Origin of the sequence: uncultured Salinicola sp., assembly GCF_937921195.1 — a bacterium.
Lineage (GTDB): Bacteria > Pseudomonadota > Gammaproteobacteria > Pseudomonadales > Halomonadaceae > Salinicola.
This window is the reverse complement of sequence record NZ_CALFQK010000175.1, coordinates 49,128-75,907: the sequence shown is the minus strand read 5'-3', so window position 1 is coordinate 75,907 and position 26,780 is coordinate 49,128. Positions and strand designations below refer to the sequence as shown.

Annotated in this window: 23 protein-coding genes; 16 read left to right on the top strand and 7 right to left on the bottom strand. The window is 67.1% G+C overall.

Annotation, left to right across the window (positions count from 1 at the left end; translation table 11 throughout):
* Positions 1-339 (top strand): GTP-binding protein (locus tag Q0602_RS21475; RefSeq protein WP_298847890.1); only part of this gene is annotated, 339 nt, incomplete at its 5' end.
* 239 nt (positions 340-578) lie between these two features.
* A complete protein-coding gene (locus Q0602_RS21470; RefSeq protein WP_298847888.1) occupies positions 579-1,679 on the top strand; it encodes an NADH:flavin oxidoreductase/NADH oxidase in 1,101 nt (366 codons plus the stop codon).
* Positions 1,680-1,878: 199 nt separating this feature from the next.
* Here the strand turns inward: Q0602_RS21470 and Q0602_RS21465 are convergent, their stop codons facing one another.
* The gene (locus Q0602_RS21465; RefSeq protein WP_298847887.1) at positions 1,879-2,736 is read right to left on the bottom strand and encodes a GNAT family N-acetyltransferase; all 858 of its coding nucleotides are present in this window, start codon (positions 2,734-2,736) and stop codon (positions 1,879-1,881) included.
* A gap of 305 nt (positions 2,737-3,041) precedes the next feature.
* On the opposite strand from Q0602_RS21465, the gene Q0602_RS21460 reads away from it, so the two are divergent.
* The 7 genes from Q0602_RS21460 (at position 3,042) to Q0602_RS21430 (ending at position 12,253) form a co-directional block, all read left to right on the top strand.
* Entirely contained in the window at positions 3,042-4,517 is a 1,476-nt protein-coding gene (locus Q0602_RS21460) for an aldehyde dehydrogenase family protein (RefSeq protein ID WP_298847885.1), read from the top strand.
* A gap of 72 nt (positions 4,518-4,589) precedes the next feature.
* Positions 4,590-5,921, top strand: a complete 1,332-nt coding sequence (locus Q0602_RS21455) for an FAD-binding oxidoreductase (RefSeq protein ID WP_298847883.1) — start codon at positions 4,590-4,592, stop codon at positions 5,919-5,921.
* A gap of 237 nt (positions 5,922-6,158) precedes the next feature.
* Positions 6,159-6,833, top strand: a complete 675-nt coding sequence (locus tag Q0602_RS21450; RefSeq protein ID WP_298847881.1) for a haloacid dehalogenase type II — start codon at positions 6,159-6,161, stop codon at positions 6,831-6,833.
* A gap of 148 nt (positions 6,834-6,981) precedes the next feature.
* Positions 6,982-8,646, top strand: a complete 1,665-nt coding sequence (locus Q0602_RS21445) for an ABC transporter substrate-binding protein (protein ID WP_298847879.1) — start codon at positions 6,982-6,984, stop codon at positions 8,644-8,646.
* Positions 8,647-8,741: 95 nt separating this feature from the next.
* Positions 8,742-9,698 carry an ABC transporter permease gene (locus Q0602_RS21440; protein ID WP_295036095.1) on the top strand — a complete coding sequence of 319 codons (957 nt, stop codon included), beginning with the start codon at positions 8,742-8,744 and terminating at the stop codon, positions 9,696-9,698.
* The gene (locus Q0602_RS21435) at positions 9,695-10,603 is read left to right on the top strand and encodes an ABC transporter permease (RefSeq protein WP_295036096.1); all 909 of its coding nucleotides are present in this window, start codon (positions 9,695-9,697) and stop codon (positions 10,601-10,603) included. Before Q0602_RS21440 ends, Q0602_RS21435 begins: the two co-directional genes overlap by 4 nt.
* A 3-nt stretch (positions 10,604-10,606) precedes the next feature.
* Positions 10,607-12,253, top strand: a complete 1,647-nt coding sequence (locus tag Q0602_RS21430; RefSeq protein ID WP_298847876.1) for an ABC transporter ATP-binding protein — start codon at positions 10,607-10,609, stop codon at positions 12,251-12,253.
* Between the two features lie 25 nt (positions 12,254-12,278).
* On the opposite strand, the gene Q0602_RS21425 is transcribed toward Q0602_RS21430, so the two are convergent.
* Positions 12,279-13,205: a glyoxylate/hydroxypyruvate reductase A gene (locus Q0602_RS21425; protein ID WP_298847873.1), complete on the bottom strand. Its 927-nt coding sequence runs from the start codon at positions 13,203-13,205 to the stop codon at positions 12,279-12,281.
* 270 nt (positions 13,206-13,475) lie between these two features.
* On the opposite strand from Q0602_RS21425, the gene Q0602_RS21420 reads away from it, so the two are divergent.
* Positions 13,476-14,363, top strand: a complete 888-nt coding sequence (locus Q0602_RS21420; protein WP_298847871.1) for a GNAT family N-acetyltransferase — start codon at positions 13,476-13,478, stop codon at positions 14,361-14,363.
* 14 nt (positions 14,364-14,377) lie between these two features.
* Here the strand turns inward: Q0602_RS21420 and Q0602_RS21415 are convergent, their stop codons facing one another.
* On the bottom strand, positions 14,378-14,881 hold the full coding sequence (locus Q0602_RS21415; RefSeq protein WP_295036100.1) for an Lrp/AsnC family transcriptional regulator: 504 nt from the start codon (positions 14,879-14,881) through the stop codon (positions 14,378-14,380).
* A 230-nt stretch (positions 14,882-15,111) separates the two neighbouring features.
* On the opposite strand from Q0602_RS21415, the gene Q0602_RS21410 reads away from it, so the two are divergent.
* A complete protein-coding gene (locus Q0602_RS21410) occupies positions 15,112-15,603 on the top strand; it encodes an Lrp/AsnC family transcriptional regulator (RefSeq protein WP_298847868.1) in 492 nt (163 codons plus the stop codon).
* A 13-nt stretch (positions 15,604-15,616) separates the two neighbouring features.
* On the opposite strand, the gene Q0602_RS21405 is transcribed toward Q0602_RS21410, so the two are convergent.
* The 3 genes from Q0602_RS21405 to Q0602_RS21395 all read right to left on the bottom strand — a co-directional run bounded on the left by Q0602_RS21405 (position 15,617) and on the right by Q0602_RS21395 (position 19,854).
* Positions 15,617-17,524 (bottom strand): propionyl-CoA synthetase, encoded by a 1,908-nt coding sequence (locus Q0602_RS21405; protein ID WP_298847866.1) that lies wholly within the window; start codon positions 17,522-17,524, stop codon positions 15,617-15,619.
* 171 nt (positions 17,525-17,695) lie between these two features.
* Positions 17,696-18,619: a GTP cyclohydrolase FolE2 gene (gene folE2, locus Q0602_RS21400; protein ID WP_298847865.1), complete on the bottom strand. Its 924-nt coding sequence runs from the start codon at positions 18,617-18,619 to the stop codon at positions 17,696-17,698.
* A gap of 65 nt (positions 18,620-18,684) precedes the next feature.
* Complete coding sequence (locus Q0602_RS21395) at positions 18,685-19,854, bottom strand: mandelate racemase/muconate lactonizing enzyme family protein (RefSeq protein WP_295036104.1); 1,170 nt, start codon at positions 19,852-19,854, stop codon at positions 18,685-18,687.
* Positions 19,855-19,983: 129 nt separating this feature from the next.
* On the opposite strand from Q0602_RS21395, the gene Q0602_RS21390 reads away from it, so the two are divergent.
* The gene (locus tag Q0602_RS21390) at positions 19,984-20,916 is read left to right on the top strand and encodes a LysR family transcriptional regulator (protein ID WP_298847862.1); all 933 of its coding nucleotides are present in this window, start codon (positions 19,984-19,986) and stop codon (positions 20,914-20,916) included.
* Positions 20,917-20,954: 38 nt separating this feature from the next.
* Here Q0602_RS21390 and Q0602_RS21385 read toward each other — a convergent pair whose 3' ends face one another.
* Positions 20,955-21,824, bottom strand: a complete 870-nt coding sequence (locus Q0602_RS21385) for an aldo/keto reductase family oxidoreductase (protein WP_298847860.1) — start codon at positions 21,822-21,824, stop codon at positions 20,955-20,957.
* 119 nt (positions 21,825-21,943) lie between these two features.
* Here Q0602_RS21385 and Q0602_RS21380 point away from each other — a divergent pair, with 119 nt between their 5' ends.
* From Q0602_RS21380 to Q0602_RS21365, 4 genes are all read left to right on the top strand, one after another.
* Positions 21,944-22,843 (top strand): LysR family transcriptional regulator, encoded by a 900-nt coding sequence (locus Q0602_RS21380; protein WP_298847857.1) that lies wholly within the window; start codon positions 21,944-21,946, stop codon positions 22,841-22,843.
* Between the two features lie 59 nt (positions 22,844-22,902).
* Positions 22,903-23,835, top strand: coding sequence for a LysR substrate-binding domain-containing protein (locus Q0602_RS21375; protein ID WP_149435390.1), 933 nt, complete (start codon positions 22,903-22,905; stop codon positions 23,833-23,835).
* 113 nt (positions 23,836-23,948) lie between these two features.
* A complete protein-coding gene (locus tag Q0602_RS21370; RefSeq protein WP_298847855.1) occupies positions 23,949-25,217 on the top strand; it encodes an amidohydrolase family protein in 1,269 nt (422 codons plus the stop codon).
* Positions 25,218-25,314: 97 nt separating this feature from the next.
* Complete coding sequence (locus tag Q0602_RS21365; protein ID WP_298847853.1) at positions 25,315-26,703, top strand: sodium:solute symporter; 1,389 nt, start codon at positions 25,315-25,317, stop codon at positions 26,701-26,703.
* The last annotated feature ends 77 nt before the right edge of the window (positions 26,704-26,780 follow it).

Below are 26,780 nucleotides of genomic sequence, written 5' to 3'. Positions count from 1 at the left end.
AAGGGGTTCTTCTGGCTCGCCAGCCGGCCGCAGTACGCCGGCCAGTGGAGCCAGGCCGGCGGCATCGCCCACCACGGCTTCGCCGGCCTGTTCTGGCGTGCGGTGCCCGAGTCGCGCTGGCCGCAGGATCCCGAATACCGCGCCTCCATCCTGGAGAAGTGGCAGGAACCCTTCGGCGACATGCGCCAGGAGCTGGTCTTCATCGGCCAGGGCCTGGATGCCGTCGAGATTCGCCGGCGCCTCGAGGCTTGCCTGCTCACCGACGACGAACTGGCGCGCGGCAAGGACTACTGGGTGACGCTGCCGGACCCCTTTCCCGAGTGGGCCGCTGCCGCCTGAGTCCATCGTGGCCGGCTCGCTGGTGCCGCCTCGCTGTGGTCTGGTCTCCACCAGAGCTTCCCCGGTAGTCCCTTGTGGGCTTCACCGGGGTTTTTTATGGTCGCCGTTCTCCTGATGCCCACTTCGCGACCTCGACGACCGCCCGGTGGGTTTTTGTTTTCGTCATCGAGAGGCAGGCATTGCCAAAGAATTATTAGCAAGCTACATTTTCGCCATCATCCATCTCAGGAACAGGATTCATGGCCTCTCCCAAGCTGTTTACGCCGCTCGAGCTCGCCGGGCTCGAGCTGGCCAATCGCATCATGATTTCACCGATGTGCCAGTACTCCGCCGACGAGCACGGCAACATGACCGACTGGCACACCATCCATCTCGGCAACCTGGCGCTCTCCGGCGCCGGGCTGCTGGTGATCGAGGCGTCGGCGGTGGCGCCGGAAGGGCGCATCACCCCAGGGGACGTCGGGCTCTATTCCGACGCCAACGAGCAGGCGATGGCGCGCACGCTGGAGGCGGTACGGGCCCATTCACCGATGCCGATCGGCATTCAACTGGGCCACGCCGGGCGCAAGGCCTCCTGCCAGGCACCCTGGGAAGGCGGCGCGCAGTTGAGTCTGGACGCGGGAGGATGGCAGACCCTGGCGCCCTCCGATGTGCCCTATCAGGCCGATCAGCGTCCGCCGAAAGCGATGAGCCTCGACGATATCGAAGCGCTCAAGGCGGGCTTCGTCGCGTCGGCCAGGCGTGCCGAGCGCCTCGGCTTCGAGCTGATCGAGCTCCACGCCGCCCACGGCTATCTGCTGCATGAATTTCTGTCGCCGCTCTCCAACCGGCGCGAAGACGCCTACGGTGGCAGCCTGGAAAATCGGATGCGGATCGTGCTGGAGATCTTCGATGCCGTGCGCGAGGTGTTCCCGTCGGACAAGCCGGTGGGCGTTCGCATTTCCGGCAGCGACTGGGTCGAGGGCGGCTGGGACCTGGAGCAGAGCGTTGCGCTGGCCAAGGCCCTCGATGCCCGAGGCTGCAGCTTCATCGACTGTTCCGGTGGGGGGCTCGACCCGCGCCAGGCGCTCGATGTCGGCCCCAGCTACCAGGTGCCGTTCGCCCGTCGCATCAAGCAGGAGGTCGCCATGCCGGTGATCGCGGTGGGCCTGATCACCGAGCCGGAGCAGGCCGAAGGCATCGTCTTCAGCGGTGAAGCCGACGCCGTGGCGCTGGCCCGCGGCATGCTCTTCGATCCGCGCTGGCCGTGGCACGCCGCCGCCAAGCTCGGCGCCAGCGTGCACGCGCCCAAGCAGTATCTGCGTAGCCAGCCGCATACCTTGAAAGGGCTATTCGGCTAGATACCCTCTCCCCTGACCGGTCACAACCGTCTCATCGAGCGGTTTGTGGCTGGTATTCGGTTTGCGTCTCGAGGACCCCGTAGGCGATCTGGATCAGCTTGCGCATCGCCGCCCCCAGGCCGCCATCTTGCTCTTGCCATTGGCTATTCGTCGCCGGTAGAGCGCCGTGACCTGCGTCGCAGGCGAGTGGGGCATGAGGTCACCCCATCGTCTGTGTCGTCAACCCGACGCGAGCCGGGCCGGGAATCTCCGGCAGCACGCCGCGCCGCATCCGCTCGATGCGCTCGACACAGCGCAGCCCCGCCGACTGCAGCCAGTCGTCGTCCGGGTCCGGATCGACCAGGTCGAGTCGCACGAAACTGCCTTCATGCTCGGCGAACAGGGCCTGGATGAGCGCGCGGGCCGCCGTGTCGGAGTCGGCGAGTATCGGCCCGATATGGTGGCCGCGTCCGAAATCCCGCCATAGCGCGCACCCTTCGATTCGCCCCTCCACCGCCAGCACCACCCCGTGGGTGGCCTCGCGCACCGCCAGTGCGTGAACGGGGTTGCCGGGCACCAGCGCCAGCAGGGCGTCCCTGTCCGAGGCTCGTATCTGTCGCAGGTTCGGCATCGACGGCGCCGGAGTCGGCTCGATGATGCCCTGGTACTGACAGACGAGATTGCAGGTCTCGAAACCCAGCTTGCGGTAGAGCGGAGCGCCTGCCGTCGTCGCTACCAGGGCGATCGGTCGCTCACCGGCCAGGGCCATGAGATGCATCATGATCTCGCGCCCCAGGCCGCGCCCCTGCCAGGCGTCGTCGACGATGATCAGGCCGATCGTCGCCATGCTCCCGTGGTCGGTGCAGAAGCCGGTGCCCACCAGCTGGCCGCTGTCGCTGCGCAGGGCGATGCCCTGGCCGACCTCGAGCATCTGGGCCCAGTCCTCGCGTCGGTGGGGCCAGCCGAGCCGGCGCGACAGCAGCACGGCATCGTCGAGGTCCTGGGTATCGAAACGGCGATAGCCGAGCGTGGCATCGCGGGATGACGGATGGATTTCCGCAGTCGGGGCGTGGGGCATGTCGGCGTTCTCCTGTAGTCGATGGCGCAGGAGCGGTGATCCGGCAACGACCGCTATCGCAGGCTCCTGGGCGGGTACTTTACTCAGCGCGAGACGCAGCCCGCCACGCGGGACCTACGGATTATCGGAATTCGGCAGAATGCACCGAGAGAGGGGCGGTTCGGCGCATCAACTGCGCCAGGTAGGTGGACACTCGGCACCCTGTGCTGGACGTTCCGCCATACGATGGGAGCAGACGACGACGGTGGCTTTCGAGGTCTCCCGACTCGATGTCGTTCCACGTATCCCTCACGGCAAGGTCCCCCATGGCGAGCTTCGATCCCGATCGCATTTCCCTTCCTGGCGGGCACTACATTCACGGTCGTCTCGTCCAGGAGACTGGGACGCTCCCGGTTTCCCGGCCGTCGGACGGTAAGGTCTACGCGATGCTGCCCAGTGCCGATGCCGGGTGTGTCGATGCCGCCGTCGACAGCGCGCGGCGCGCGTTCGGCGGCAGCGATTGGGCGCGTCGTCCGCCGCGCGACCGGGCCAGGGCGATGCGCCGCTGGGCGGATCTGATCGAGGCCGACATCGATTATCTCGCGGCGCTGGAGTCCCTCGGTTCCACCCGGCCCATCGACCAGGCCCGCGCCTGGGATGTGCCCTATACCGCCGAAGGCATTCGCTTCTTCGCCGAGTTCGCCGACAAGTGCGGTGGCGAAGTGGCGGCCACGGCGCACGATCATCTGGGGATGCAGATCGCCGAGCCGCTCGGGGTGGTGGGGGCCATCGCGCCGTGGAACTTCCCGCTCAGCATGACCTGCTGGAAGGTCGCGCCGGCGCTGGCGGCCGGCAACACGGTGGTCTTGAAACCCTCGGAGATGACGCCGTTCTCGGCGGTGCGGCTGGCCACGCTGGCGGTGGAGGCGGGCGTTCCCCCCGGGGTATTCAACGTGATCCAGGGCAGTGGACCGGTCGCCGGAGAGGCGCTCTGCCGGCATCCCGGTGTCGCCAAGGTGACGTTCACCGGCTCGACCGGGACCGGGCGCGCGGTCATGCGCGCCTGTGCCGAGACCGGACCGAAACCGGTCACGCTGGAGCTGGGCGGCAAGAGTCCGCAACTGGTTTTCGCCGACGTGCCCGATCTCGACCGTACCGCGCAGACCCTGGCCGCCGCCATCACCGGCAACGCCGGCCAGGTCTGCGTCGCCGGCTCGCGACTGCTGGTCGAGCGGCCGCTGCTGGAACCGCTGGTCGAGCGCCTGCAGCAATGCTTCGCCACGCTGGAGCCGGGCTTGACCTGGCATGCGGGTACGCGATTTTCGCCGCTCATTTCCGACGCCCAGGCCAGACGCGTGGAGACGATCGTCTCCCGCGCCCGCGAGGCCGGGGCCGAGCTCCTCACCGGCGGAACCCGCTTCGACACCGAGAGCGGGGGCTGCTTCTATCGACCGACGATCCTGCAGGTGGGGGCCTCCGACAATCCGGCCGTGCGGGAGGAGATCTTCGGCCCCGTGCTGACGATCCAGGCTTTCGACGACGAAGAGGAGGCGCTGGGCCTGGCCGAACACGAGATCTACGGGCTCGCGGCGGGGGTGCATACCGCCGACCTGGGGCGGGCGCTGCGGGCGGTCCGGCGGCTGTCGGCGGGCACCGTGTGGGTCAACCGCTATGGACGCAGCCGCGACTACATCCTGCCCACGGGGGGCTACAAGCGTTCCGGGATCGGCCGCGACCTGGGCCGGGCGGCCTACGAGGCCAATCTGCACCACAAGAGCGTGCTGGTCGACCTGACCCCGTGAGGTTCCGCATCCCCCATCCAATACGTCGCCGGCCTGGCTGGCGTCGTCCAAACCGACAAGAGGCTCTCGATCATGTTCGTCAATGTGGATCCCGTTTTTGACAGTCCCGACTTTCCCGAGCAGGTGGATGTGGTGGTGATCGGCGGCGGCATCCTGGGCACTTGTGCCGCCTATGAGCTGGCCCGCCGGGGTATCTCGGTGGCGCTGCTGGAGAAGGGGCTGATCGGTTGCGAGCAGTCGAGTCGCAACTGGGGCTGGGTGCGTCAACAGAACCGCGCCCTGTATGAGCTGCCGCTGGCGATGCACAGCCTGAGCCGCTGGGAGGCCCTGTCGAAGGAGGTCGGGCGTGACGTCGGTTTTCGGCGCAGCGGAATCGTCTATACCACCGACAGCCAGGAGAGCCTGGATAACTGGGAAACCTGGGGGCGCCAGGCCCGCGAACAGGGCTTCGTCGGCCAGATGCTGAGCGCCGCGGAGGCGCATGAGCGCGCGCCCGGTACCACCTCGCGCTGGCTGGGCGGGGTCTGGTCGCCCACCGACGGTCGTGCCGAGCCGGCCATGGCGTGTCCGGCGATCGCGCACGGCGCCCAGGCGCACGGCGCGTCTGTGCATCAGAACTGTGCGGTGCGAGGACTGGATCTCACCGCGGGCCGTGTCAGCGGGGTATGGACCGAGCGCGGGTTGATCCGCACCTCGAGTGTGATCTGCGCGGGGGGCGCCTGGAGCTCGCGGTTTTGCCGGCGTCACGGGGTGGACCTGCCCTCGGCCAACATCATGGGCACCGCCATTCAAACCACGGCGGCGCCCGAAGTGACTCCCGGCTGCCTGACCACACCGAAAATCGCGCTGCGGCGGCGGCTCGATGGCAGCTATACGCTGGCCATGCCCGGGCTGGGCCGGGTCGAGATCAGCCCCCAGGGGCTGCGTTACGCCACCCGATTCTACAGCGCCTATCGCAGCAAGCTGGCCAAGAAGCTCCAGATCAGGCTGGGGCGCTCTTTCTTCAGCGGCCCGGAAGCGGCCGGACGCTGGGAGTTCGACCAGGTCTCGCCGTTCGAACGGCAGCGCATTCTCGACCCCATGCCGGACATGGCGCTGGCCCGGGCGACGCTGGCCGGGCTGCACGCCGAGTATCCGGCGCTGAAGGGGGTGCATCTGGCACGTGCCTGGGCCGGCATGATCGATACGACACCGGATCTGGTGCCGGTGATCTCGCCGATCGAAGCGATCCCGGGCTTCACGGTCGCGTCCGGCTGCAGCGGCCACGGCTTCGGCATCGGTCCCGCGTCCGGGCAACTGGCGGCGGACATCGCCACCGGTGCCACGCCGGCGGTGGACCCGGCCCCTTTCCATCTGTCGCGCTTTTCCGATGGCAGTCGCATCCGACAGCCCGAGATGATGTGAATCCGTCGCCGCAGCCTGTGCTGTTCCTGGATCCAAAAAGGGCGATTTGTGCCAGCCCGGCACCCGCTTTCAGCGTCAGCCACCGTGGACCAGGTGCTGTAATGAAGGCGATCGGATCGGCACCGGTTCGCGCTGGCATCCCGAGCCGTCCAGATCGCCGGTGGCCCATGGCCCCGGCATGTCACGACAACGCCACAGCACTGCCACAGCAACGCCACAACGACAGGACGAAGCCCCATGAGCGACATCATGCGCCCCAAGTACATCACCTTCGACTGCTACGGCACCTTGACCAACTTCCAGATGGGGAGTCTGACCCGCGAGATATTTGCCGACCGGATTCCCGAGGCCGGGCGCATGGATGGCTTCGTGAAGGACTTCGGCGCCTATCGCTTCGACGAGGTGCTGGGGCCGTGGAAGCCCTACGCCGAGATCCTTTGTACCGCCCTCGAGCGGACGTGCCGGCGCTGGGGCGTCGAATATCGCGACAACGAAGGCATGCGCTACTACGAGGCGGTGCCCACCTGGGGGCCGCATCCCGACGTGATCGAGGGGCTGTCGAAGATCGCCGGCAGGATTCCGCTGGTGATCTACTCCAATGCCGATGACACTCAGATCATGTCCAATGTCGAGAAGTTGGAAGTGCCGTTTCACGAGGTGTTCACCGCCGACACCTTCAAGGTCTACAAGCCCCGCCTGGCCGCCTTCGAAGCCATGATCGACACCCTGGGCTGCCGCCCCGAGGAGCTGCTGCACGTCTCTTCGAGCTTTCGCTACGACCTGATCTCGGCCTCGCTGATGGGGATCGAGAACAAGGCGTTCGTGGCGCGGGGGCACGAGCCCTACTGCGCCGGCTACGGCGCCACCGAGATTGCCGATATCCGTGGCCTGCCGGCACTGGTCGGGCTCTGAGCGTCGATCTCGCCACCGTTCCCATATCGCTCGAGCGGGAAGCTCGACCGAAGGCATCGATCCGTACCCATGGCCAGGGAGAAGCCGTCATTCAGTAAGCGCTAAATCCGAGTTCCATAACAATTCCAGTCGATCTAGGAGAAGGCTAATGACGCGTCACGACAACAACAGTCACGACAACCGTCGCGACAACAAGAGCGACCAGCTGACCTCTCCCCAGGAGAGTCTTCAGATCTATCGGGCCATGCAGCGCGGGCTGTCCCGGCGCGATGCCATGAAATTGCTCGGCGCGGCCGGCGTGCTGGCCATGGGCGTGGGCGGGGTGCCCGGCTTGTCGCCGGCCTTCGCGGCGGAGGGCGAGGCGTCGCCGCAACGCGGCGGGCGTATCCGCGTCGCCGCCCACTCCTCCTCGACCAAGGATTCGCTCGATCCGGCGCAGGGCTCGACGGCGATCGACTACTGTCGTGCCTACATGTTCTACAACGGCCTGACCCAGTTCGACCCGGACCTGCGCCCGCAGCCGTGCCTGGCCGAGAGCTTCGAGACCACCGACAACGGCAGCCACTGGATCTTCGTCCTGCGCCAGGGGGTGACGTTCCACGATGGCAAGGCGCTCACGCCCCAGGACGTGATCTACTCGATCATGCGCCACAAGGAGCCCGCGGTCGGCTCCAAGGTGCTGTCGATGGTCGAGCAGATCGAGAGCATACGGGCACTCGATCAGCGCCGGGTCGAATTCAACCTCTCGTCGCCCAATATCGAACTGCCCTCGATTCTCGCCGTCTCGCATCTGGTCATCGTCGCCGATGGCACCCAGGACTTCTCGAAAGGCAACGGCACCGGCGCGTTCCGCTGTCAGGAGTTCTCGCCCGGGGTTCGCTCTGTCGGTGTGCGCAACGAGAACTACTGGCGCGAGGGGTATCCGTATCTGGACGCCATCGAGATGGTCGGCATCAGCGACGAATCCTCCCGGGTCAACGCGCTGCTCTCCGGCGACGTGCAGATGATCAACAACCTCAGCGGCAACTTCGCCGAGCGGATCAAGCAGAGCGACAACGGCTTACTCAAGGCGACCAACTCCGGCAACTACACCGACCTGGTCATGCGCTTCGACCAGCAGCCGACGAGTCGGCCGGCGTTCCGCGAGGCGATGAAGTGTCTCTTCGACCGCGAGCAGATCAAGCGCGTGGCGCTGCGCGGCTACGGCGAGATCGCCAACGACCAGCCCATCGCACCGGGCACGCCTTACTACTTCGACGGCCTGCCCCAGCGGGAATACGATCCCGAACGCGCCGCCTCCCTGCTCAAGCAGGCCGGTGTCGCCGGCGCCACCGTCCCGCTCGTCGCCTCGCCCGCCGCCAACTACTCCGAGGACATGGCGGTGCTGCTCCAGCAGTCGGCGGCGGCGGCCGGTCTCAAGCTCAACATCAACCGGGTGCCGGCGGACGGCTACTGGTCGAACCACTGGATGAAGCATCCCCTGGGCTTCGGCAACATCAACCCGCGACCGACCGCCAATATCCTGCTCTCCCAGTTCTTCCTGTCGAGCGCCGCGTGGAACGAGTCGGGATGGAAGAACGCGCACTTCGATCAACTGGTCGTCGCGGCGCGGGGCGAGCCCGACGAGGCCAAGCGCAAGCAGATGTACGCCGACATGCAGACCTTGATCCACGACGAGGGCGGCATCGGGATTCCTGTCTTTCTCAGCGATCTCGAGGGCTACGACTCCCGGATCGGCGGCATGGACCGGACCGTGCCGCTGGGATCCTTCATGGGCTACCTGTTCGCCGAATACGTCTGGTGGAAGGGCTGAGCCGGGACTCGCACGTCAACGCAAGCGCCGGTCGGCGCCGACCTCGCCCTGGGGCGGGTGAGGCGCGATCGGGGCACTCGAGTCGGAGACGACCCATGCGCAACACCCTATTTGGTCTCGTGGCTGGACGACTGGGCGCCAGTCTGCTGACCCTGTTTCTGGTATCGCTGGTGATCTTCGCCATCACCTCGCTGCTGCCCGGCGATACGGCCCAGCAGATTCTGGGCCAGTTCGCCACGCCCGAGCAGGTCGCTGCGCTGAGAGCGCAACTGGGGCTCAATCAGCCGGCCATCGTGCGTTACTGGCACTGGCTGTCCGGTTTCGTCACCGGCGACCTCGGTCAGTCGGCGAGCAACGGCATGGCGGTCGCCCAACTGATCAACGATCGCCTGCCCAACTCCCTCATCCTCGCCGGCATCACCACCCTCGTCTCGGTGCCCATCGCCATCACCATGGGCGTGGTGGCGGCGATGCGCCGCGGCGGCCTGATCGATCGCCTGCTCAATCTGGTGACCCTGTCGATGGTCGCGGTGCCGGAGTTCCTGGTGGCCACGCTGGCGGTGCTAATTTTCGCGGTCAAGCTCAACTGGCTGCCCGCACTCTCCTACGTCTCCACGATCGAGTCGCTGGGCGACGCCATGAAGATCTACGCCATGCCGGTGCTGACGCTCTGCTGCGTGCTCATCGCGCAGATGGCTCGCATGACCCGTGCGGCGCTGATCGATCAGCTCGATAGCCCCTACGTCGAGATGGCGCAGCTCAAGGGCGTGCCGCCGATCCGCCGGGTCATGCGCCACGCCCTGCCCAATGCGGTCGGGCCGATCGCCAATGCCGTCGCGCTGAGCCTCTCCTATCTACTCGGCGGCGTCATCATCGTCGAGACCATCTTCAACTACCCGGGGATCGCCAGCCTGATGGTGGACGCGGTATCCAACCGCGACCTCTCGCTGGTGCAGGCCTGCGCCATGCTGTTCTGCGGCACCTATCTGGTGCTGGTCATGCTGGCCGACATCTGCGCGATTCTCTCCAACCCGAGGCTGCGCAACCGATGAACTCGCTCAAGACGATGCCGCACCCCAAGGCCAATACTCCCCAGCGGTTGCGCCACGGCAGCCATCTCCCCGTCGGCGCCCCTCGGCGTCGCAATCGCCGCCGGCTCCAGCTGACGCGCTGGATCGGGCTCGGCGTGTTCGGCTTCTGGATTCTGGTGGCGCTGTTCGGGCCGCTGCTGGCACCCCATCCGATGGGGGCGTTCGTCTCCGACCAGATGTTCGGCGGGATCAGCGCCGCCTACCCGCTGGGCACCGACTACATGGGCCGCGACATGCTCAGCCGGATCCTGACCGGCGCTCGCTATACCGTGGGCCTCGCCCTGGTCGCCGCCTGTCTCTCCAGCCTGATCGGCGCCGGTTTCGGCATGCTCTCGGTGCTGTTGCCGAAGTGGCTGGAGGAGTCCGTGCGACGGGTATTCGACACCCTGATTTCGATCCCCAGCAAGATGATGGCGCTGGTGATGGTGTCGGCCTTCGGCGCTTCGATCCCGCTGCTGATCACGGCCACCGTGCTCAGCTATGCCCCCGGGGCCTTCCGGATCGCCCACAGCCTGGCCACCAATCTGGCCACGATGGAGTACGTTCAGGTCGCCCACACCCGGGGCGAGGGGCGACTCTACATCGCCGCCCGCGAGATCTTCCCCAACATGATCCAGTCGGTATTGACCGACATGGGGATGCGCTTCGTGTTCATCGTGCTGCTGCTCAGCGGCATGAGCTTTCTCGGGCTGGGCGTGCAGCCGCCGGCGGCGGACCTCGGGTCGCTGGTGCGCGAGAACATCGGCGGCTTGAGCCAGGGCGCGATCGCGGTCATCGCGCCGGCCCTGGCCATCGGCACGCTGACCATCGGCGCCAATCTGCTGATCGATAGCCTCTCCACCAGCCGCGCGACGCAGAAGGAGTGACCCATGCAAGGCGAATCGCTCATCGTTCGCGACCTCGAGATCGTCGCGACCCCCGACGGCGGGGAAGAACGCAGTATCGTCAGCCGGATCGGCTTCTCGCTCGAGCCGGGCGAGGTGCTGGCGCTGATCGGGGAGTCCGGGTCGGGCAAGACCACCATCGCCCTGGCCATGCTGGGGTACGCCAGGCGCGGGTGTCGTATCGCCGGTGGCAGCGTGCGCCTGGGCGAGACCGAGGTGCTGTCGCTCTCACCGGTGGCGACGCGAGCCCTGCGCGGACACCGCGTCGCCTACATCGCCCAGAGCGCGGCGGCGGCGTTCAACCCCTCGCGCTCGCTGATGGATCAGGTGATCGAGGCGGCGCTGCTGCACAAGGTGATGGATCGCCGCACCGCCCGGGACAAGGCCATCGGCCTGTTCCGGGATCTGGCGCTGCCCGACCCCGAGCACATCGGCGAGCGCTACCCTCACCAGGTCTCGGGCGGGCAGCTGCAGCGCGTGATGGCGGCGATGGCCCTGCTCACCGATCCGGCGCTGGTGATCCTGGACGAGCCGACCACGGCGCTGGACGTGACCACCCAGGTCGAGGTGCTGCTCGCGTTCAAGCGGGTCATGCGCGAGCGCGGCACCACGGCGATCTACGTCTCCCACGACTTGACCGTGGTCGCCCAGATGGCCGACCAGGTACTGGTGCTCAACGGGGGCTGCGAGCAGGAGCAGGGCCGGATCGAAGAGATTCTCGAGCGGCCCCGGCACGCCTACACCCGCAGCCTGCTGGCGGCGACCCGGCCGCCGCGCCTGGCCGACTCGATGCCGGCCGCCGCGGGGCAGCCGCTGCTGGAGGTCGAGCGGCTCGATGTCGGCTACGGCAAGCCGAACCGCGACGGCGAGCCGTCGGCGATGGTGCTGCGCGGGATCGATCTCACGCTGCACGCGGGCCGCTCCATCGGGGTCATCGGTGAATCGGGCTCCGGCAAGTCGACCCTGGCCCGAGCGGTCGCCGGGCTGATCGCCCCCTGCCATGGCAGCGTACAGTTCGATGGCACCCCGCTGTCGCCGACGCTGCGCGGCCGCACGCCGGATCAGTTCCGGCGCATCCAGATGGCCTTCCAGAGCGCCGACAACGCGCTCAACCCGGCCCATTCGGTACGGCGGCTGCTCGGCCGGCCGCTGGAGACCTATTTCCACCTGGACCGTGCCGAGCGGCGGCGCCGGATCGACGAGCTCATGGCGCTGGTCAAGCTGCCCACCGGCCTGCTGGATCGCAAGCCCGGCGAGCTCTCCGGGGGCCAGAAGCAGCGCGTCAACCTCGCGCGCTGCCTGGCGGCCAAGCCGGATCTGATTCTCTGCGACGAGGTGACCTCGGCGCTGGATACCGTGGTCGGTGCGGCGATTCTCGAGCTGCTGGCGGAGCTGCGTCAGGAGCTGGGCGTCGCCTACCTGTTCATCAGCCACGATATCTCGACGGTGCGCGCGCTCTGCGACGACGTCATGGTGCTCTACCATGGCGAGTGCGTGGAGTTCGGGAGCTGCGAAGCGGTACTCGAGGCGCCGCGCCACGACTACACGCGCAAGCTGATCGGCTCGGTGCCGGAGTTGCGCCCCGGCTGGCTGGAGAACCGCACGCTCGCGCTGGCGGAGGCCCCGGCCTGAACCTCGCCGGGGCGGGAGCGGCGATTCAGTAGCCGCGCTGGCGGTCGATCCGGCCGACCATCGACTCGCCGCGCTGGTGGCGGCGCAGGTTGTCCAGCAGCACCGGGAATGCGCTCTCCGGCTGCGTCATGGCGGCTACGTGGGGTGTCAGCAGGATGCGTTCGTGCTGCCAGAAGGGGTGGTCCGGCGCCGGCGGCTCCTGGCTCAGCACATCCATCACCGCCGCCGACAGCTGCCCCGACGCCAGCGCCTCGAGCAGGTCGTCGTCGACCAGGTGCTCGCCGCGGCCGATGTTGACCAGCGCTGCGCCCGCGGGCAACAGTGCGAACAGCTCGCGATCGAGGATGCCGCGGGTGGCATCGGTCAGTGGCAGGACGCAGATCAGGATGTCACTGGAGGCCAGAAAGCGCTTCAGCCCGTCGGGACCGGCGTGACAGGTGATCCCTGGCAACTGGCGCGGGCTGCGCGACCAGCCGCTGACCGGGAAGCCGTAGCCGCTCAGGCGCGTGGCGATGGCCTGTCCCAGCTGGCCCAGGCCGAGGATGCCGACACGGCGCTGCTCGGCGGCGACCAGGGGATGGGCCTGCCATTGGCACTCGCGCTGCTGGCGTACGTAGTCATACAGGCGACGATGCAGCCACAGCGTGGCGAAGCTGGCGTACTCGACCATGCCGGTCTCCAGCGCCGGGTCCAGCATGCGCACCAGCGGCATGCCGGCGTGCAGCTGCGAGAGATCGAACTGATCGATGCCGGCGGAGGTGGCGAACACGACCTCGAGGGCGGGCAGGCGGGTGGCGAGATCGCTGGGTGGCTCCCAGGCCAGCAGGTAGCGCACCTCGGCAGGATCGCCGACATCCGGCCACTGGCGGAACTCGATGTCGGGGGCGTGTCGTGCGAAGAGCGCCCGCCAGCGCTCTCCTCTCACCGGGTCGGCCTTGTAGAGCAGTGCCATGAACCTCTCCTTCGAAGGGAAGGCTTCAGGCTACGACAACGGCGGGGCAGCGAATGTCGTTGTGCCGTACTGGGCGGCGATATCTGCCGAATTGGCGGGCTTCAGCGCAGATTCCGCTGTGGCGGGGCGCCGCCGGCGCCAAATCGGCGAGAGTTGGCGAAAACGTGCGGTGGCCGGGAAGGGGCGCCGCTAGACTGTTCCGGTGTGAGCGATGGCGACGACCTGCGTCCCGGGCGTCGCTCCCGTGGACCGGGTATTCCAGGAGGAGGCATGAACCCTACCGATATTTCCACGACGCAGAGAGTGGATGCATTCGTGGCCGCGGCCCGGCCGCTGGAGAGCGGTGATCTCCATCACCTCCATCAGCTCTGCGTCGGCGTTTCCTGGCCTCACCGGGCGCGCGATGTGACGCTGCTGATGTCGCTGGGGCGTGGGTATCTCGCGATGGACGAGATCGAGCGCGTGCTGGCGTCCGGCATGTACTTCGAGATGGGCGAGGATTTCGCCATGATCGGCATGATGATGACCGCCCCGCGGCTCCAGACGCTGGGGGCGGGGCGCTGGCTGCTGGACCGGATCCTGGCGGATTGCGGCGGTCGCGATCTGCGCTTGAACGCGACGCGGGCGGCCTACCGCCTGTATGAGAGCGCCGGCTTCGTGCCGGTGGCGACGATCCATCAGCGTCAGGGCATCGTGCGCGAGGGGCCGCTGCCCGAGGTGGTTTCGGCGTGCCCGGTGCGCACGCTTCAGGCGTCGGACCAGGCGGCGTTGCGGGCGCTCGACCAGATGGCCTTCGGGGCCGAGCGCCGCGCGGTGCTGGACGCACTCTTCGCCGTCAGCGAGGGCACGGTGGCCGTACGCGACGGCGCGCCCGCGGGGTTCGCGCTGATTCGCGACTTCGGCCGGGGACGCGTGATCGGACCGGTGGTGGCGGAGGACGAGGCGATGGCGACGGCGCTGATCGCGCCGCTCCTCCGGCGCCATGTCGGGCAGTTCCTGCGCATCGACACCCTCTGCGACAGTCCGACGTTCTTCGCTTTCCTCGACGCCGCGGGACTCGACGCCTTCGACACCGTCACCCAGATGCGCCTGGGCAAGCAGAGAGGCGGTGACGGGCCGGTCCGGACCTTCGGCCTGGCCGCGCATACGCTCGGTTGAGGCCGGCGTCGCGATCAGGCATCGTCGTGGGCATCGTCCCCGATCAGCTGGCGTAGCGGGACCTCGGCCCGGTTCAGCGGGGTCTTCATCACCACGTAGCTGAAGTAGCGTGCGATCCCCACGTCCTGCTCCAGCCAGCTCTCCATGAGCCTCTGGAACTCGGAGAGGCGCGGCACGAGCATGCGCAGTAGATAGTCGTAGCCGCCGGAGACCAGGTGGCACTCCATCACTTCCGGAGTCGCCGCCATGACCGCCTCGAAGCGCTGAAAGCTGTCGCGGCGGTGGTTGCTCAGCGTAATCTCCACGAACAGCGTCATCGACGAGCCGAGCCGGGCAAGATTCAGGCGGGCGTTGTAGCTCTCGATGTAGCCGGCCTGCTGCAGCCGCTTGACCCGGGAGAGACAGGGGGAGGGCGACAGCCCCACGCGATCCGCGAGCTGGGCATTGGTGATGCGTCCGTCGCGCTGCAGCTCGGTCAGGATGGAGACATCGATGCGATCGAGTTTGGATGACGTCATGAGTCCAGGGCTGCTTCCCGTTGGCGTCGCCTCGGCGCCGGTGGCACGCCTATGCCGCCTGGCGGGTGGGGTTTCCATCGTTCTGCAGTTTTCAATATCGTGCCCTGGGGGGCAAGTTACGGGCGCGAATCTTTTGCCCGCTCTTTTCGGGCATCGTTGCGAAGATATGTCGATACATCGCATGTCACCAAGGCCCCGCCGCGAGGTATCCGACTTTGGGGGAGACAAGAATGAAGCTGGATCGTACCGATCTCAGGATCCTGACCGAGTTGCAGAAAAATGGCCGCATCCCCAACGTCGAGCTGGCCGAACTGGTCCACCTGTCGCCCAGTCCCTGCCTGATGCGGGTGAAGAAGCTGCAGGCCGCAGGCTACATCACCGGTTATTCGGCACTGATCGACCTGGCGAAATTCGACGAGATATTGACGGTGTTCACCGAGGTGACGCTCTCCCACCACCGCCAGATCGACTTCGATCGGTTCCAGCAGGCGGTCGCGAAGATCGACGACTGCATCGAGTGCCATCTGATCTCGGGCGGGTTCGACTATCTGCTCAAGTTCGTGACCCGTGGCATCGCGGAATACCAGGCGCTCATCGAAGGGCTGGTCGAACAGGAGGTGGGGATCGAGAAGTATCTCAACTACGTGGTCATCAAGTCACCTTTCTCGAAATCCCACCTGCCGCTCAATGCCCTGTTCGGGCCCCAGTCGGAGTCGTCCTGAACGGCGTGTCGCGTCAATCATCCCGCTCCGCGGATTCGGCCCCATGCAGAGTGGCGATGGCCTGGCGAACGTCCTCCAGGCTTGTCGGGTCGTCGATGGTGGCGGGCACGTCGAAGGTCTCCCCGTCGGCGAGCTGGCGCAGCGCGCGGCGCAGGATCTTGCCGGAGCGGGTCTTGGGCAGCCGATCCACGACCCGGACCTGCTTGAAGCTCGCCACCGGGCCGATCCGTTCCCGGACCAGAGCGACGAGCTCCCGCTCCAGCTTCGCGTCGTCGCCATCGAAGCCATCCTTGGGAATCACCAGGCCCAGCGGCAGTTGCCCCTTCAGCGCGTCCTGCGTCCCGATCACCGCGCATTCGGCCACCGCCGGATGCGAGCCGAGCACCTCTTCCATCTCGCCGGTGGAGAGCCGGTGGCCGGCGACGTTGATCACGTCGTCGGTACGGCCCATCACGAACAGGTAGCCGTCCTCGTCGAAATAGCCACCGTCACCGGTAAGGTAGTAACCCGGATAGGTCGCCAGGTAGGCCGAGTGCAGGCGCTCGGGGTCGCCCCAGATGCCGGCGAGGCAGCCCGGCGGCAGCGGCTGCTTGATCACCACGCTGCCCTCGGTCAGGGCGCCCACCTCCTCGCCGTGGCGGTCGAGGATGCGCACATCGTAGCCCGGCACCGGAAAGGTGGCGGAGCCGGCACGGGTCGGCACCGGGTCAAGCCCCAGCGGATCGGCGGCGATCGCCCAGCCGGTCTCGGTCTGCCACCAGTGATCGACGATGGGAACGTCGAGATGCGCCTTGAGCCAGTGATAGGTGGGCGGGTCGAGGCGCTCCCCGGCCAGGAACAGCGAGCGCAGGCAGGAGAGATCGTAGCCCTCCATCTGGCGGGCATCGGGATCCTCCTTCTTGATCGCGCGAAAGGCCGTCGGGGCGGTGAAGAAGCTCTTCACTCGATACTCCTCGATCACCCGCCAGAAGGCGCCGGCGTCGGGGGTACGCACCGGCTTGCCCTCGTAGACGACGCTGGTGGCGCCGCGCAGCAGCGGGCCGTAGACGATGTAGGAGTGGCCGACCACCCAGCCCACGTCGGAGGCGGAGAAGAAGACGTCTCCCGGGGCGATGTCGTAGATCGCTTCCATCGAGTAGTGCAGCGCCACCGCGTAGCCGCCGGTATCGCGCACCACGCCCTTGGGTTTGCCGGTGGTGCCGGAGGTGTAGAGGATGTAGAGCGGGTCGGTGGCCTTCACCGGTACGCAGTCGGCGGGCTCGGCCGCCGCCATCAGCGTCTCCCACGCCGCTTCGTCGGGGCCGATCTCGGCGCGGCAGGCGTCGCGCTGCAGGTAGACGCAGTGGGCCACCGCGTGGGCGCTGCGCGACAGCGCCTCGCGCACGATCGGCTGATAGGGTATCACCCGGTCGGGTTCGAGCCCGCAGGAGGCGGCGATCACCACCCTGGGCTTGGCATCCTCGATCCGCGCGGCCAGCTCTCGCGGCGCGAAACCGCCGAACACCACCGAGTGGATGGCGCCGAGACGCGCGCAGGCCAGCATCGCGATCAGCGCTTCCGGCACCATCGGCATGTAGATCACCACGCGATCGCCCGGGGTGACGCCCAGCCCGCGTAGCGCGCCGGCGCAGCGGGCGGTGGTGTCGCGCAGCTCACGATAGCTGTAGCGCCGCTGCTGGCCGCTGAGCGGAGAGTCCCAGTAGATCGCGGTGCGCTCGCCGTGCCCCTGCTCGACGTGGTGGTCGAGGGCGGCGTGACACAGATTGAGCTCGCCATCGCCGAACCAGCGGGCGTGTCCGCTCGCGTCGTAGGCGAGCGCCCGGGACGGTGGCGCGAACCAGGGAAGGCGTCGCGACTGACGCATCCAGAAGGTTTCCGGATCCTCGATCGAGGTGCGGTACTCGTCCTGATAGCGACTCATGGATCCCTCCCGCTGCAGTGCCTGTCCCGGCCCATCTCGCCGGGGCTTGGTGACACTGTATGAGGGGGAAGGCCCGACGACCGTCCGACCATCGGCTAGGTTCGACGAATGGACGCCGAACCCGGCGTGGTGCGCCGGCACGCGCGATGCGCTGGCGTCACTCCCGTCGTGTCAGCGGGGCTCGAAATCGCGCTCGGCCCGGGCCACGGCATCGTGGGCGTGCAGGCTCTCGGCGTGGGTGATGTCGACGCGATAGCCGAGCACGTCGGATTGCGCCTCGCACTGCTCGGCCAGCCGTCGCGCGGCATCCTCGCAGAACATCAGGTTGGCGCCATTGCGCTCGGCGAAGGCCTGCTCGTCGATGCGCTTGACCAGCGTCTGCACCGGTGTCTGCAGGGTCTGCTCGAGGGCGTCGATGCGCGCCGCCGTCGCGAAGGGGGCCGCCTCGGCCAGGCGCAGCGCGATCGCGGCCCGGCTGCGCTGGCTGTGGGGCGTGGGGAAGCTGCCGCTGCGTTCGATCCAGTCAGCCACCGCGTCTGCGTCGAGGTTCGCGGTGTTCTGCTCCTCGGCCCAGTGGCGCCAGTCGCGGGCCATGGCATGCCTGGCCAGTGCCGTCGAGCAGGGGCAGGTGGAGGCGTAGTCGAGCTCGAGGGTCAGGGTCCGGGTCAGGCCTTGATGGCTGCCCTCGAGGGCCAGCGTGAGCGGGTAGTGGCGCCAGCCGCTGGCGTCACTGAGCAGGGCACGGCGCCGCAGCGGCAGATCGAGACGCAGCGCCAGATAGAGGCGCTGGCTGGTGTCGTGCTGGCTATCCAGCAGGGCATGCCCCAGGGCGTCCAGCCGGTCCGGCGTCAACGGCGATTCGTCGAGGCGGTCGAGCAGGCGGTAGAGGCGCGACATATGGATGCCGCGCTGGCCGGCGGCGAGATCGACACCGACGTCGGCGGTGGCCGGCAGCCGAGTGCCATCCTCCCATTGCAGCCGGATGGCGATGCCCTGCATGCCGACATGTTGCAGGGCGCGGTATGAGGCGCCCTGGGACAGTTCCGATTCGCGCCCAGCGGCGACATCCGGTAGCGGCGGTACGGTGAGGTTCATGAGTGCTCATCGATATCATTAATGTTATTTTATAACATATCTTTTGACGCCGATGCGCACAACCTTCACTCGCCGCCGAGTTCGCGCATGACCTGGTAGAGCGCCGACTTCGCTTCGAACCCGACGCCCGGGACGTCGGGCAGAGCGACGTAGCCATCTTCCACCCGGATGCCGTCGGCAAAGCCGCCGAAGGGCTGGAACACGTCCGGGTAGGATTCGTTGCCGCCCAGGTGCAGGCCGGCGGCGATATTGAGCGACATCTGGTGGCCACCGTGGGGTACCACGCGACGGCTGGACCAGCCCATCCCGGCCATGACATCGAGCGTGCGCAGATACTCCACCAGACCGTAGGAGAGCGCGCAGTCGAACTGCAGGTAGTCGCGATCCGGGCGCATGCCGGCGTAGCGCAGCAGGTTGCGGGCGTCCTGATGCGAGAACAGGTTCTCGCCGGTCGCCATCGGCAACTCATAGTGGTTCGCGAGCTCCGCCTGCAGCGCGTAGTCGAGCGGATCGCCGGCCTCTTCGTACCAGAACAGATTGTAGGGCTTGAGTGCCTCGGCGTAGGCGATGGCCGTCGCCTGGTCGAAGCGGCCGTTGGCATCGACCGCCAGTCGACTGCCGTCGCCGACGATCTCCAGCACCGCGTCGATCCGGCGCAGGTCCTCATCCAGCGGTGCGGCGCCGATCTTCATCTTGACCACGCTGTAGCCGCGATCGAGATAGCCGCGCATCTCCTCCTGCAGCTTCGAGTGGTCCTTGCCGGGATAGTAGTAACCGCCGGCGGCATAGACCCAGACCTTGTCGTCGGCCTGACCATCGCGGTAGCGCTCCGCCAGCAGCCGATAGAGCGGCTTGCCCTCGATCTTGGCCACGGCGTCCCAGACCGCCATGTCGATGGTGCCGACCGCCACCGAGCGCTCGCCATGGCCACCGGGCTTCTCGTTGGTCATCAACGTCTTCCAGATGGCGAACGGGTCCAGGTTGTCGTGTTCGTGATCGATCAGCGTCTCGGGGTCGGCTTCCAGCACCCGGGCCAGAAAGCGGTCGCGCATCAGCGCGCCCTGGCCGTAGCGACCGTTGGAGTTGAAGCCGTAACCGATCACCGGCTTGCCGTCGCGGATCACGTCGGTGACCACCGCGACGACCGAACAGGTCATCTTGGAGAAATCGATGTAGGCATTGGCGATGGGAGAGGCGATCGATGCGGTCTGTTCGCGGATATCGACGATACGCATGGCTGAACACTCGTGGAGGAAGGAGAGGCCACGATAACGGTGGCGTCGACTCGCCAGCCAATGCTATTAACGGGGTTTGACATGCCGAAACGGCATTGCCATTGGTAACCCTCTCACAGGACTCCACCCATGGAACTGGTCTGGCTCGAGGACTTCATCGCCTTGGCGGAGCACGGCAGCTTCGTGCGCGCCGCCGAGGCGCGCCATATCACCCAGCCGGCCTTCAGCCGAAGAATACGCGCGCTGGAGGCGTGGATGGACGTCACCTTGTTCACGCGAACGCCCCAGGGGACGTCGCTGACCGAAGCCGGGCGGGCGATGCATCGCGGTGCGCTGGAGTCCGCCACCCGCCTGCATCGGTTGCGCGAAGAGGTTCGGGAGGTGGCGGGCAAGACCGCGCGAACCCTGCAGTTTGCGGCGACACACTCGCTGTCGTTCACGTTCTTCCCGCGCTGGATTCGTCAGATCGAGAAGGGCGCGCCGCTCGAGGCGCTGCAGCTGCACACCGAGAGCATGGCGGAATGCGAGCAGAGGCTGATGCAGGGGCGGGTACATTTTCTGCTCAGCCACCGTCACCCGGAGGTGCCCACGCGACTCGATCCGGGCCGATTCGAGAGTCGAAGGATCGCGCAGGACACGCTGGTACCGCTGATCGGTGCGGAATTGGGCAGAAAACTCGGCGAGGGCAAGGACGCAGCGGCGGGCTTCGATCCCGAATTCCCGCCGGTGGACGATCCCGCCGTTCCGTATCTGGCCTACACCGACGCTTCCGGGCTGGGGCGCATCGTTTCCCACCGCCTGCGCAGCGATGCCGAGTTCGCCTCGCGCGCGCCGCTGTTCTCGAGCCACCTGGCGGCAGTGTTGATGTCGATGGCGTTGGAGAACAAGGGGATGGCCTGGCTCCCGCTCATCCTGGCGGAGTCGGAGTGGCGCGGTCGTCAACTGGTCCGGGCGTTCGGACCGGCCTGGGACATACCGGTCGAGATTCACGTCGCCCGGGCCAGGGCGGCGCTGCCTGCCGCTGCCGAGGAATTCTGGCAGCGCCTGGCGACGTTGCCCTAGACCGTCACGCTGCGCCGGATGCCCCGATGTCGGCCGCGTTACTCGCTGCCGATACGATCGAGCAATGCCATTTGAGCATCAGGTATCTCCATCGCGGCCGCCTGGATATTCTGCTGCAGATGCTCGGGCGACGAGGTGCCGGGGATCAGCAGGATATTGGGCGAGCGCTTGAGCAGCCACGCCAGCGCCACCTGCATCGGGCTGGCGTCGAGGGTCTGCGCCACCTCGGACAGTGTTTCCGACTGCAGGGGCGTGAAGCCGCCTAGCGGGAAGAACGGCACGTAGGGAATCCCGTCCGCGGCGAGCCGGTCGATCAACGCATCGTCGGCGCGATTGGCCAGGTTGTACTGGTTCTGCACGCAGACGATGGGGGCGATCTTCTGTCCGTCGGCGACCTGGGTGGCGGTGACGTTGCTCAGCCCGATGTGCTTGATCAGGCCGCGCTCGCGGAGCTCGACCAGGGTCGTCAGCGGCGCCTCCAGCGAGCCTTCCGCCGGGCCGTGGACGTCCAGCATGCTGCGCAGGTTGACGACCTCCATCTGTTCCAGGCCCAGGTTGCGCAGGTTGTCCTCCACCGCCTGGGTCAGCTCGGCTGGGGAGAGCGCGGGCAGCCAGGCGCCGGTTTCATCGCGTCGGGCGCTGACCTTGGTGACGATGCAGAGATCGTCGGGATAAGGATGCAGTGCCTGCCGGATCAGTTGGTTGGTGACGTGGGGGCCGTAGAAATCCGAGGTGTCGATATGATCGATACCGGCGGCGATGACCTCCTCGAGCACCCGCAACGCCCGTGCCGGATCCCTGGGCGGACCGAACACGCCGGGGCCGGCGAGCTGCATGGCGCCGTAGCCCAGGCGCTTGACCCGACGATCGCCGAGGGCATATGTACCGGCCTTGTCGATGAGAGACATGGTTCACTCCTGTATCGAATAACGGATGGTGGACGCTCTTGTGAGTCCTGCATGGTAGGCCTGCCGATGCTGTGCGACTATTCCGTTCAATCCATACAGGGCGTACGGGAAAGTGCACAATGAGCGCCGATCTCGGTGATCTTCAGGTCGTGCTGGCGGTGGCCAGAGCCAAGGGGTTTCGGGAAGCCGCGAGACTGAGCGGTACCAGCGCCTCGCGCTTGAGCGATGCGGTGCGGCGTGCGGAGACCGCACTCGGCATTCGACTGTTCCATCGCACCACTCGGGCGGTGACGCTGACGCGAGCCGGCGAGGCGCTGGTGGCGCGCTTGTCGCCCGCGCTGGCGGAGGTGGAAAGCGCGCTGGATGCGGTCAACGGCTTCAAGGATCGCCCGGCCGGTACGCTGCGGCTCAACGTGCCGGTCAGCGCATCGAGACTGGTGCTGCCCTCGATCCTGCCCGACTTCCTCAAGGCCTACCCGGAAATTCGCGTGGAGATCACCGCCGACAGCGCGGTGACCAATATTCTCGCGGCGGGATACGACGCCGGCATTCGCTACGATGAGCGCCTCGAGCAGGACATGATCGCCGTGCCCATCGGCCCGCGCGAGCAGCGTTTCGCGCTGGTCGCGTCGCCCGACTATCTGGCCCGCTGCGGCACCCCCGAACATCCCCGGGATCTGCTCGACCACGCCTGCATTTACGGCCGTTTCACCAATGGCAACCTGGCGGTCTGGGAGTTCGAAAAAGGCGAAGAGCTGATCCGTATCGAGCCCCATGGGCCATTGGAGGTCAGTATCGGTGGCGGGGTCGATCTCGGCGTCGACGCCGCGCGGCAGGGCGTCGGCCTGATCATGCTGTTCGAGCAGTGGCTCCGGCCCGACCTGGAAAGCGGTGCGTTGATGCCGGTACTCGAACCCTGGTGGCCACGGTTTTCCGGCCCCTATCTCTACTACGCCGATCGCCGGCTGGTACCCGGCCCACTGCGCGCCTTCATCGACTTCATCCGCGATCGCGACTAGCGTTCCCGCCGGCGCGATGACGTATCCTGGCCCTCTCCGCCGCCTCCCTGGAGCTTCTCATGCGCATGTCGCCGCTGCCGCCGCTCAACGCTCTGATCGCTTTCGAAGCGGCGGTGAGACACATGAGCTTTACCCGTGCCGCCGTCGAGCTGAACCTGTCCCAGAGCGCGGTGAGTCGTCAGATCGTCCATCTCGAACAGTTTCTGGGCCGCAAGCTCTTCATCCGCGAGCAGCGCCAGCTGACGCTGACCCGGGCGGGCGAAACCTACGCGCTGCAGGTGCGCTCGATCCTGGACGACTGCGTCAACGCCACCGCCGAGGTGATGAAGAGCACCGGCGAGAACGAGTTGACGGTGGCCTGTACCGCCGGGGTGGCCCAGTTCTGGATGGCGCCCCGGCTGGGCGATTTCCGGCGCCAGTACCCCAACTTCAAGCTGCGCCTGATCGTACGCGACGGCGTGACCTCGCTGTCGTCGTTCGAATTCGACATCGGGCTCTACTACCTGAAGCAGGCGGCGCTGCCGGGATTCGAGACCACCTATGCGATTCCCGAGAAAGTCTTTCCGGTCTGCGCACCCGCCTACCTCGCGGCGTGCCGCGAGCGTTACGGTCTCGGCGAGCATCAGAAGCTCGAGCCCGAGCATCTTCTGCAGGAGACGCTGTTGACCCTGGAGGATGCCCAGAGCCTGTGGATTTCATGGCGCGACTGGTTTCGATATCACGATGTGACGATCTCGCCGGCGACCCAGGCCGTGATCTTCAATCACTACCCGACGCTGGTCGAGATGGCGGTGTTCGAGCAGGGCATCGTGCTGGGCTGGCGCCACGTCATCGACAGCCAGATCGAACGTGGGCGCCTGGTGGTGGCGTCAAACCACTGGGCGAGCCACGGCGGCGGCTACTATCTCATCACCCCGGACGAGCGCCGGGAGAACGTCGCCACGCGCTGTTTCAAGCGCTGGCTGCTGGAAATATCGCCGCAGGGGGAGTGATCGGGGGATCGATGCGCTGACCGCATGCTGCCATGCGTTTTTAGCGCTTTTCACGGGCTCGAGGCGCTGGGTAGGCTCAAGCCGTATTCGAGTCACCCACAAGAGCCCAAGCCATGACCGAACGCTCCTCCGCACTCTCCTCGCAAGCTGTCCTGTTCCGAAACGCCAGCCTGGTCGACGGCTCCTCCCCGCAGCCGCGGACCGGCGTGCATGTCCTGATCGAGGGCGACCGCATCGCCCAGGTCTCCGATGCGCCGATCGAGGCGCCCCAGGACGCCCGCGTGATCGATCTCGAGGGGCGCACGCTGATGCCCGGCCTGATCGACTGCCATGTCCACGTCATCGCCACCACCGCCGATCTCGGCGCCAACGCGCTGCTGCCGGACGCGCTGGTCGCCGCCCGCGCAACGCCGATCATGGAAGGCATGCTGATGCGTGGCTTCACCACCGTTCGCGACGTCGGCGGTGCCGACCGCGGCATCCAGCAGGCGGTGGCGGAAGGGCTCTTCGTCGGCCCGCGGCTGGTGATCTGCGGCAAGGCGCTCTCCCAGACCGGCGGTCACAACGACTACCGCGGCTTCTATGACGAGCGCGACGACCAGTACCAGACCCGCCGGCTCGGTTCGATGGGGCGGATCTGCGACGGCGTCGAATCGGTGCGCCGCGCGGTACGCCAGGAGATCAAGGCCGGTGCCCAGTTCATCAAGGTGATGGCCAACGGCGGCGTCTCCTCGCCCAGCGATCCGATCGACTTCCTGAGCTTCTCGGTGGACGAACTCAGGACCATCGTCGAGGAGGCGAGCAACGCCCAGACCTACGTCAGCGCGCACCTCTACACCGACGAGGCGATTCGCCGCGCCGTCGAGGCCGGGGTGCGATCGCTCGAACACTGCAACCTGATCGAGGCGGACACCGCCCGCCTGGCCGCCGAGCGCGGCGCCATGGCCTGCCCGACGCTGGTGACCTACGAACGGCTCAAGATCGAAGGCGCCGATTATGGTCTCAAGCCGGAATCCGTGGCCAAGATCGACGACGTACGGCTGGCCGGGCTCGAGAGCCTGGTCACCATGCGCGAGGCGGGGCTGGAGATGGCCTACGGCACCGACCTGCTCGGCGAGATGCATCCGCACCAGTCGGAGGAGTTCGTGATCCGCTCCCAGGTGCTGCCGCCCCACGAGGTGATCCGCAGTGCCACTTCCACGGCGGCCAAGCTGCTGCGGATGGAGGGCGAGATCGGCTGTGTCGCGCCGGGGGCGTGGGCGGACCTGATCGTGGTCGACGGCAACCCGCTGGAGGACATGAGCCTGCTGACCGGCCAGGGCCAGCACCTGTCGCTGATCATGCAGGGCGGCCGCGCGGTCAAGGATCGCCTGAACCGCTGATGTCCCGCCGGCCCGGGGCGAGCGTTCGCACCGGGTCGGCAAGACGACACGCATCACAATCACGACGTATAACAATCAAGAACGGGAGGCTGCGATCATGCAGGCATTCTTCGTCATCGCGTATATCGTACTGATGGTCGTCATCGGGCTCTACTTCTCGCGACGCAAGGTCCACGACGATACCGACTTCATCGTGGCGGGGCGTTCGCTCTCCACCCTGGTGCTCACCGCGACGCTGCTGGCCACCTTCGTGGGGTCGGGCTCCATCGTCGGCGGCGCCAGCTTCGTGTTCCAGCACGGCCCGGGCGCGGCGATCTTCTTCTTCGCCGGCACGCCGATCGCCGCGCTGGTGGTCTACTTCCTGCTGGCGCGCAAGATGCGCCGCTCGCGGGCGACCACGATTCCCGGTCTGATCGAGGAGCGGTTCGGGCCCACGGCGCGCTCGATCGCGTCACTGATCATCCTGCTGGCCTACGTCGGCATCGTCTCGTACCAGTTCACCGGAGCGGGGCAGGCGCTCAACCTGGCGTTCGGCCTGCCGGTGTGGCAGGGCGTGGTGATCGCCGCGCTGGTGATGATCGGTCTGGCGACCATGGGCGGGCTGGTCTCGGTGGCCTACACCGACTACCTGAGTGCGATCATCATCTTTGGCAGCATGCTGATCGCCTTGCCGCTGGTGCTGACCCGGCTGGGCGGTCTCGGCGACATGATGGACGCGCTGCCGGCCACGCACCGGACGCTGCTCGGCGGTCTCACCCCGTGGCAGGCGCTGGGCTATTTCCTGCCGCTGTTCCTGCTGATCCTGGGCGACCAGAACCTGTTTCAGCGCTTCGCCGCCGCGCGGGACCCGGCCACGGCCAAGAAGGCCGCCATGGGCCTGGTCATCGCCTCGATCGTATGTACCTCGCTGATCACCCTGCTGGTCTGCGCCACGCGGGTGATGTATCCCGATATCACGCCATCGACCGCGATGATGACCCTGGCCCAGCAGGGGCTGCCGACGGTAGTCGGCGGGCTGCTGCTGGCGTCTCTGGTGGCGCTGCTGCTGACCACCGGCAACAGCTACCTGCTGTCGGCATCGGCCAGCCTGACCCAGGACATTCTCGGTGGATTGCTGAAACTGAATATCCCGGCAGGCAAGGCGTTGCTGGTCAATCGCCTGACCGTCGTGGTGCTGGGCGTATTGGCCTGGGTGCTGGGGGCGTTCTTCCCCAGCGTGCTGGCGATGCAGATGTACTCCTACGGCATGTACGGCGCCGCGATCACCCCGGTGTTCCTGGCCGCGCTGCTATGGCCCCGCGCCACGCCGGCCGGCGCGCTTTCCGCGATGATCGTCGGCGGCGTGATGACGCTGGTGTGGGAGATCGCGCTGGGCAAGCCGATGGGCTGGAACAGCGTGCTGGTGGCGATGCCGCTGGCGGCGGTGACGCTGATCGGGGTGAGTCTCGCCGGGCGGAGACGGCCCATGGTATCCGCCGGCGCCTGACACGTACGGCTGCACCTTGGAAACCAGCGGCCGGGCCATCACCGATGGTCCGGTCGCTTGGTTTTGGTCACTCGTAG

Excerpts from the sequence above, each read along its gene's own strand:
- Q0602_RS21465 (WP_298847887.1), bottom strand. The coding sequence starts at position 2,736 with ATGCCCCACGCCCCGACTGCGGAAATCCATCCGTCATCCCGCGATGCC.
- Q0602_RS21455 (WP_298847883.1), top strand. The coding sequence starts at position 4,590 with ATGTTCGTCAATGTGGATCCCGTTTTTGACAGTCCCGACTTTCCCGAG.
- Q0602_RS21390 (WP_298847862.1), top strand. The coding sequence starts at position 19,984 with ATGGAACTGGTCTGGCTCGAGGACTTCATCGCCTTGGCGGAGCACGGC.
- Q0602_RS21380 (WP_298847857.1), top strand. The coding sequence starts at position 21,944 with ATGAGCGCCGATCTCGGTGATCTTCAGGTCGTGCTGGCGGTGGCCAGA.
- Q0602_RS21395 (WP_295036104.1), bottom strand. The coding sequence starts at position 19,854 with ATGCGTATCGTCGATATCCGCGAACAGACCGCATCGATCGCCTCTCCC.
- Q0602_RS21375 (WP_149435390.1), top strand. The coding sequence starts at position 22,903 with ATGCGCATGTCGCCGCTGCCGCCGCTCAACGCTCTGATCGCTTTCGAA.
- Q0602_RS21445 (WP_298847879.1), top strand. The coding sequence starts at position 6,982 with ATGACGCGTCACGACAACAACAGTCACGACAACCGTCGCGACAACAAG.
- Q0602_RS21425 (WP_298847873.1), bottom strand. The coding sequence starts at position 13,205 with ATGGCACTGCTCTACAAGGCCGACCCGGTGAGAGGAGAGCGCTGGCGG.
- Q0602_RS21385 (WP_298847860.1), bottom strand. The coding sequence starts at position 21,824 with ATGTCTCTCATCGACAAGGCCGGTACATATGCCCTCGGCGATCGTCGG.
- Q0602_RS21460 (WP_298847885.1), top strand. The coding sequence starts at position 3,042 with ATGGCGAGCTTCGATCCCGATCGCATTTCCCTTCCTGGCGGGCACTAC.
- Q0602_RS21370 (WP_298847855.1), top strand. The coding sequence starts at position 23,949 with ATGACCGAACGCTCCTCCGCACTCTCCTCGCAAGCTGTCCTGTTCCGA.
- Q0602_RS21470 (WP_298847888.1), top strand. The coding sequence starts at position 579 with ATGGCCTCTCCCAAGCTGTTTACGCCGCTCGAGCTCGCCGGGCTCGAG.
- Q0602_RS21405 (WP_298847866.1), bottom strand. The coding sequence starts at position 17,524 with ATGAGTCGCTATCAGGACGAGTACCGCACCTCGATCGAGGATCCGGAA.
- Q0602_RS21415 (WP_295036100.1), bottom strand. The coding sequence starts at position 14,881 with ATGACGTCATCCAAACTCGATCGCATCGATGTCTCCATCCTGACCGAG.
- folE2 (WP_298847865.1), bottom strand. The coding sequence starts at position 18,619 with ATGAACCTCACCGTACCGCCGCTACCGGATGTCGCCGCTGGGCGCGAA.
- Q0602_RS21430 (WP_298847876.1), top strand. The coding sequence starts at position 10,607 with ATGCAAGGCGAATCGCTCATCGTTCGCGACCTCGAGATCGTCGCGACC.
- Q0602_RS21410 (WP_298847868.1), top strand. The coding sequence starts at position 15,112 with ATGAAGCTGGATCGTACCGATCTCAGGATCCTGACCGAGTTGCAGAAA.
- Q0602_RS21440 (WP_295036095.1), top strand. The coding sequence starts at position 8,742 with ATGCGCAACACCCTATTTGGTCTCGTGGCTGGACGACTGGGCGCCAGT.
- Q0602_RS21435 (WP_295036096.1), top strand. The coding sequence starts at position 9,695 with ATGAACTCGCTCAAGACGATGCCGCACCCCAAGGCCAATACTCCCCAG.
- Q0602_RS21365 (WP_298847853.1), top strand. The coding sequence starts at position 25,315 with ATGCAGGCATTCTTCGTCATCGCGTATATCGTACTGATGGTCGTCATC.
- Q0602_RS21450 (WP_298847881.1), top strand. The coding sequence starts at position 6,159 with ATGAGCGACATCATGCGCCCCAAGTACATCACCTTCGACTGCTACGGC.
- Q0602_RS21420 (WP_298847871.1), top strand. The coding sequence starts at position 13,476 with ATGAACCCTACCGATATTTCCACGACGCAGAGAGTGGATGCATTCGTG.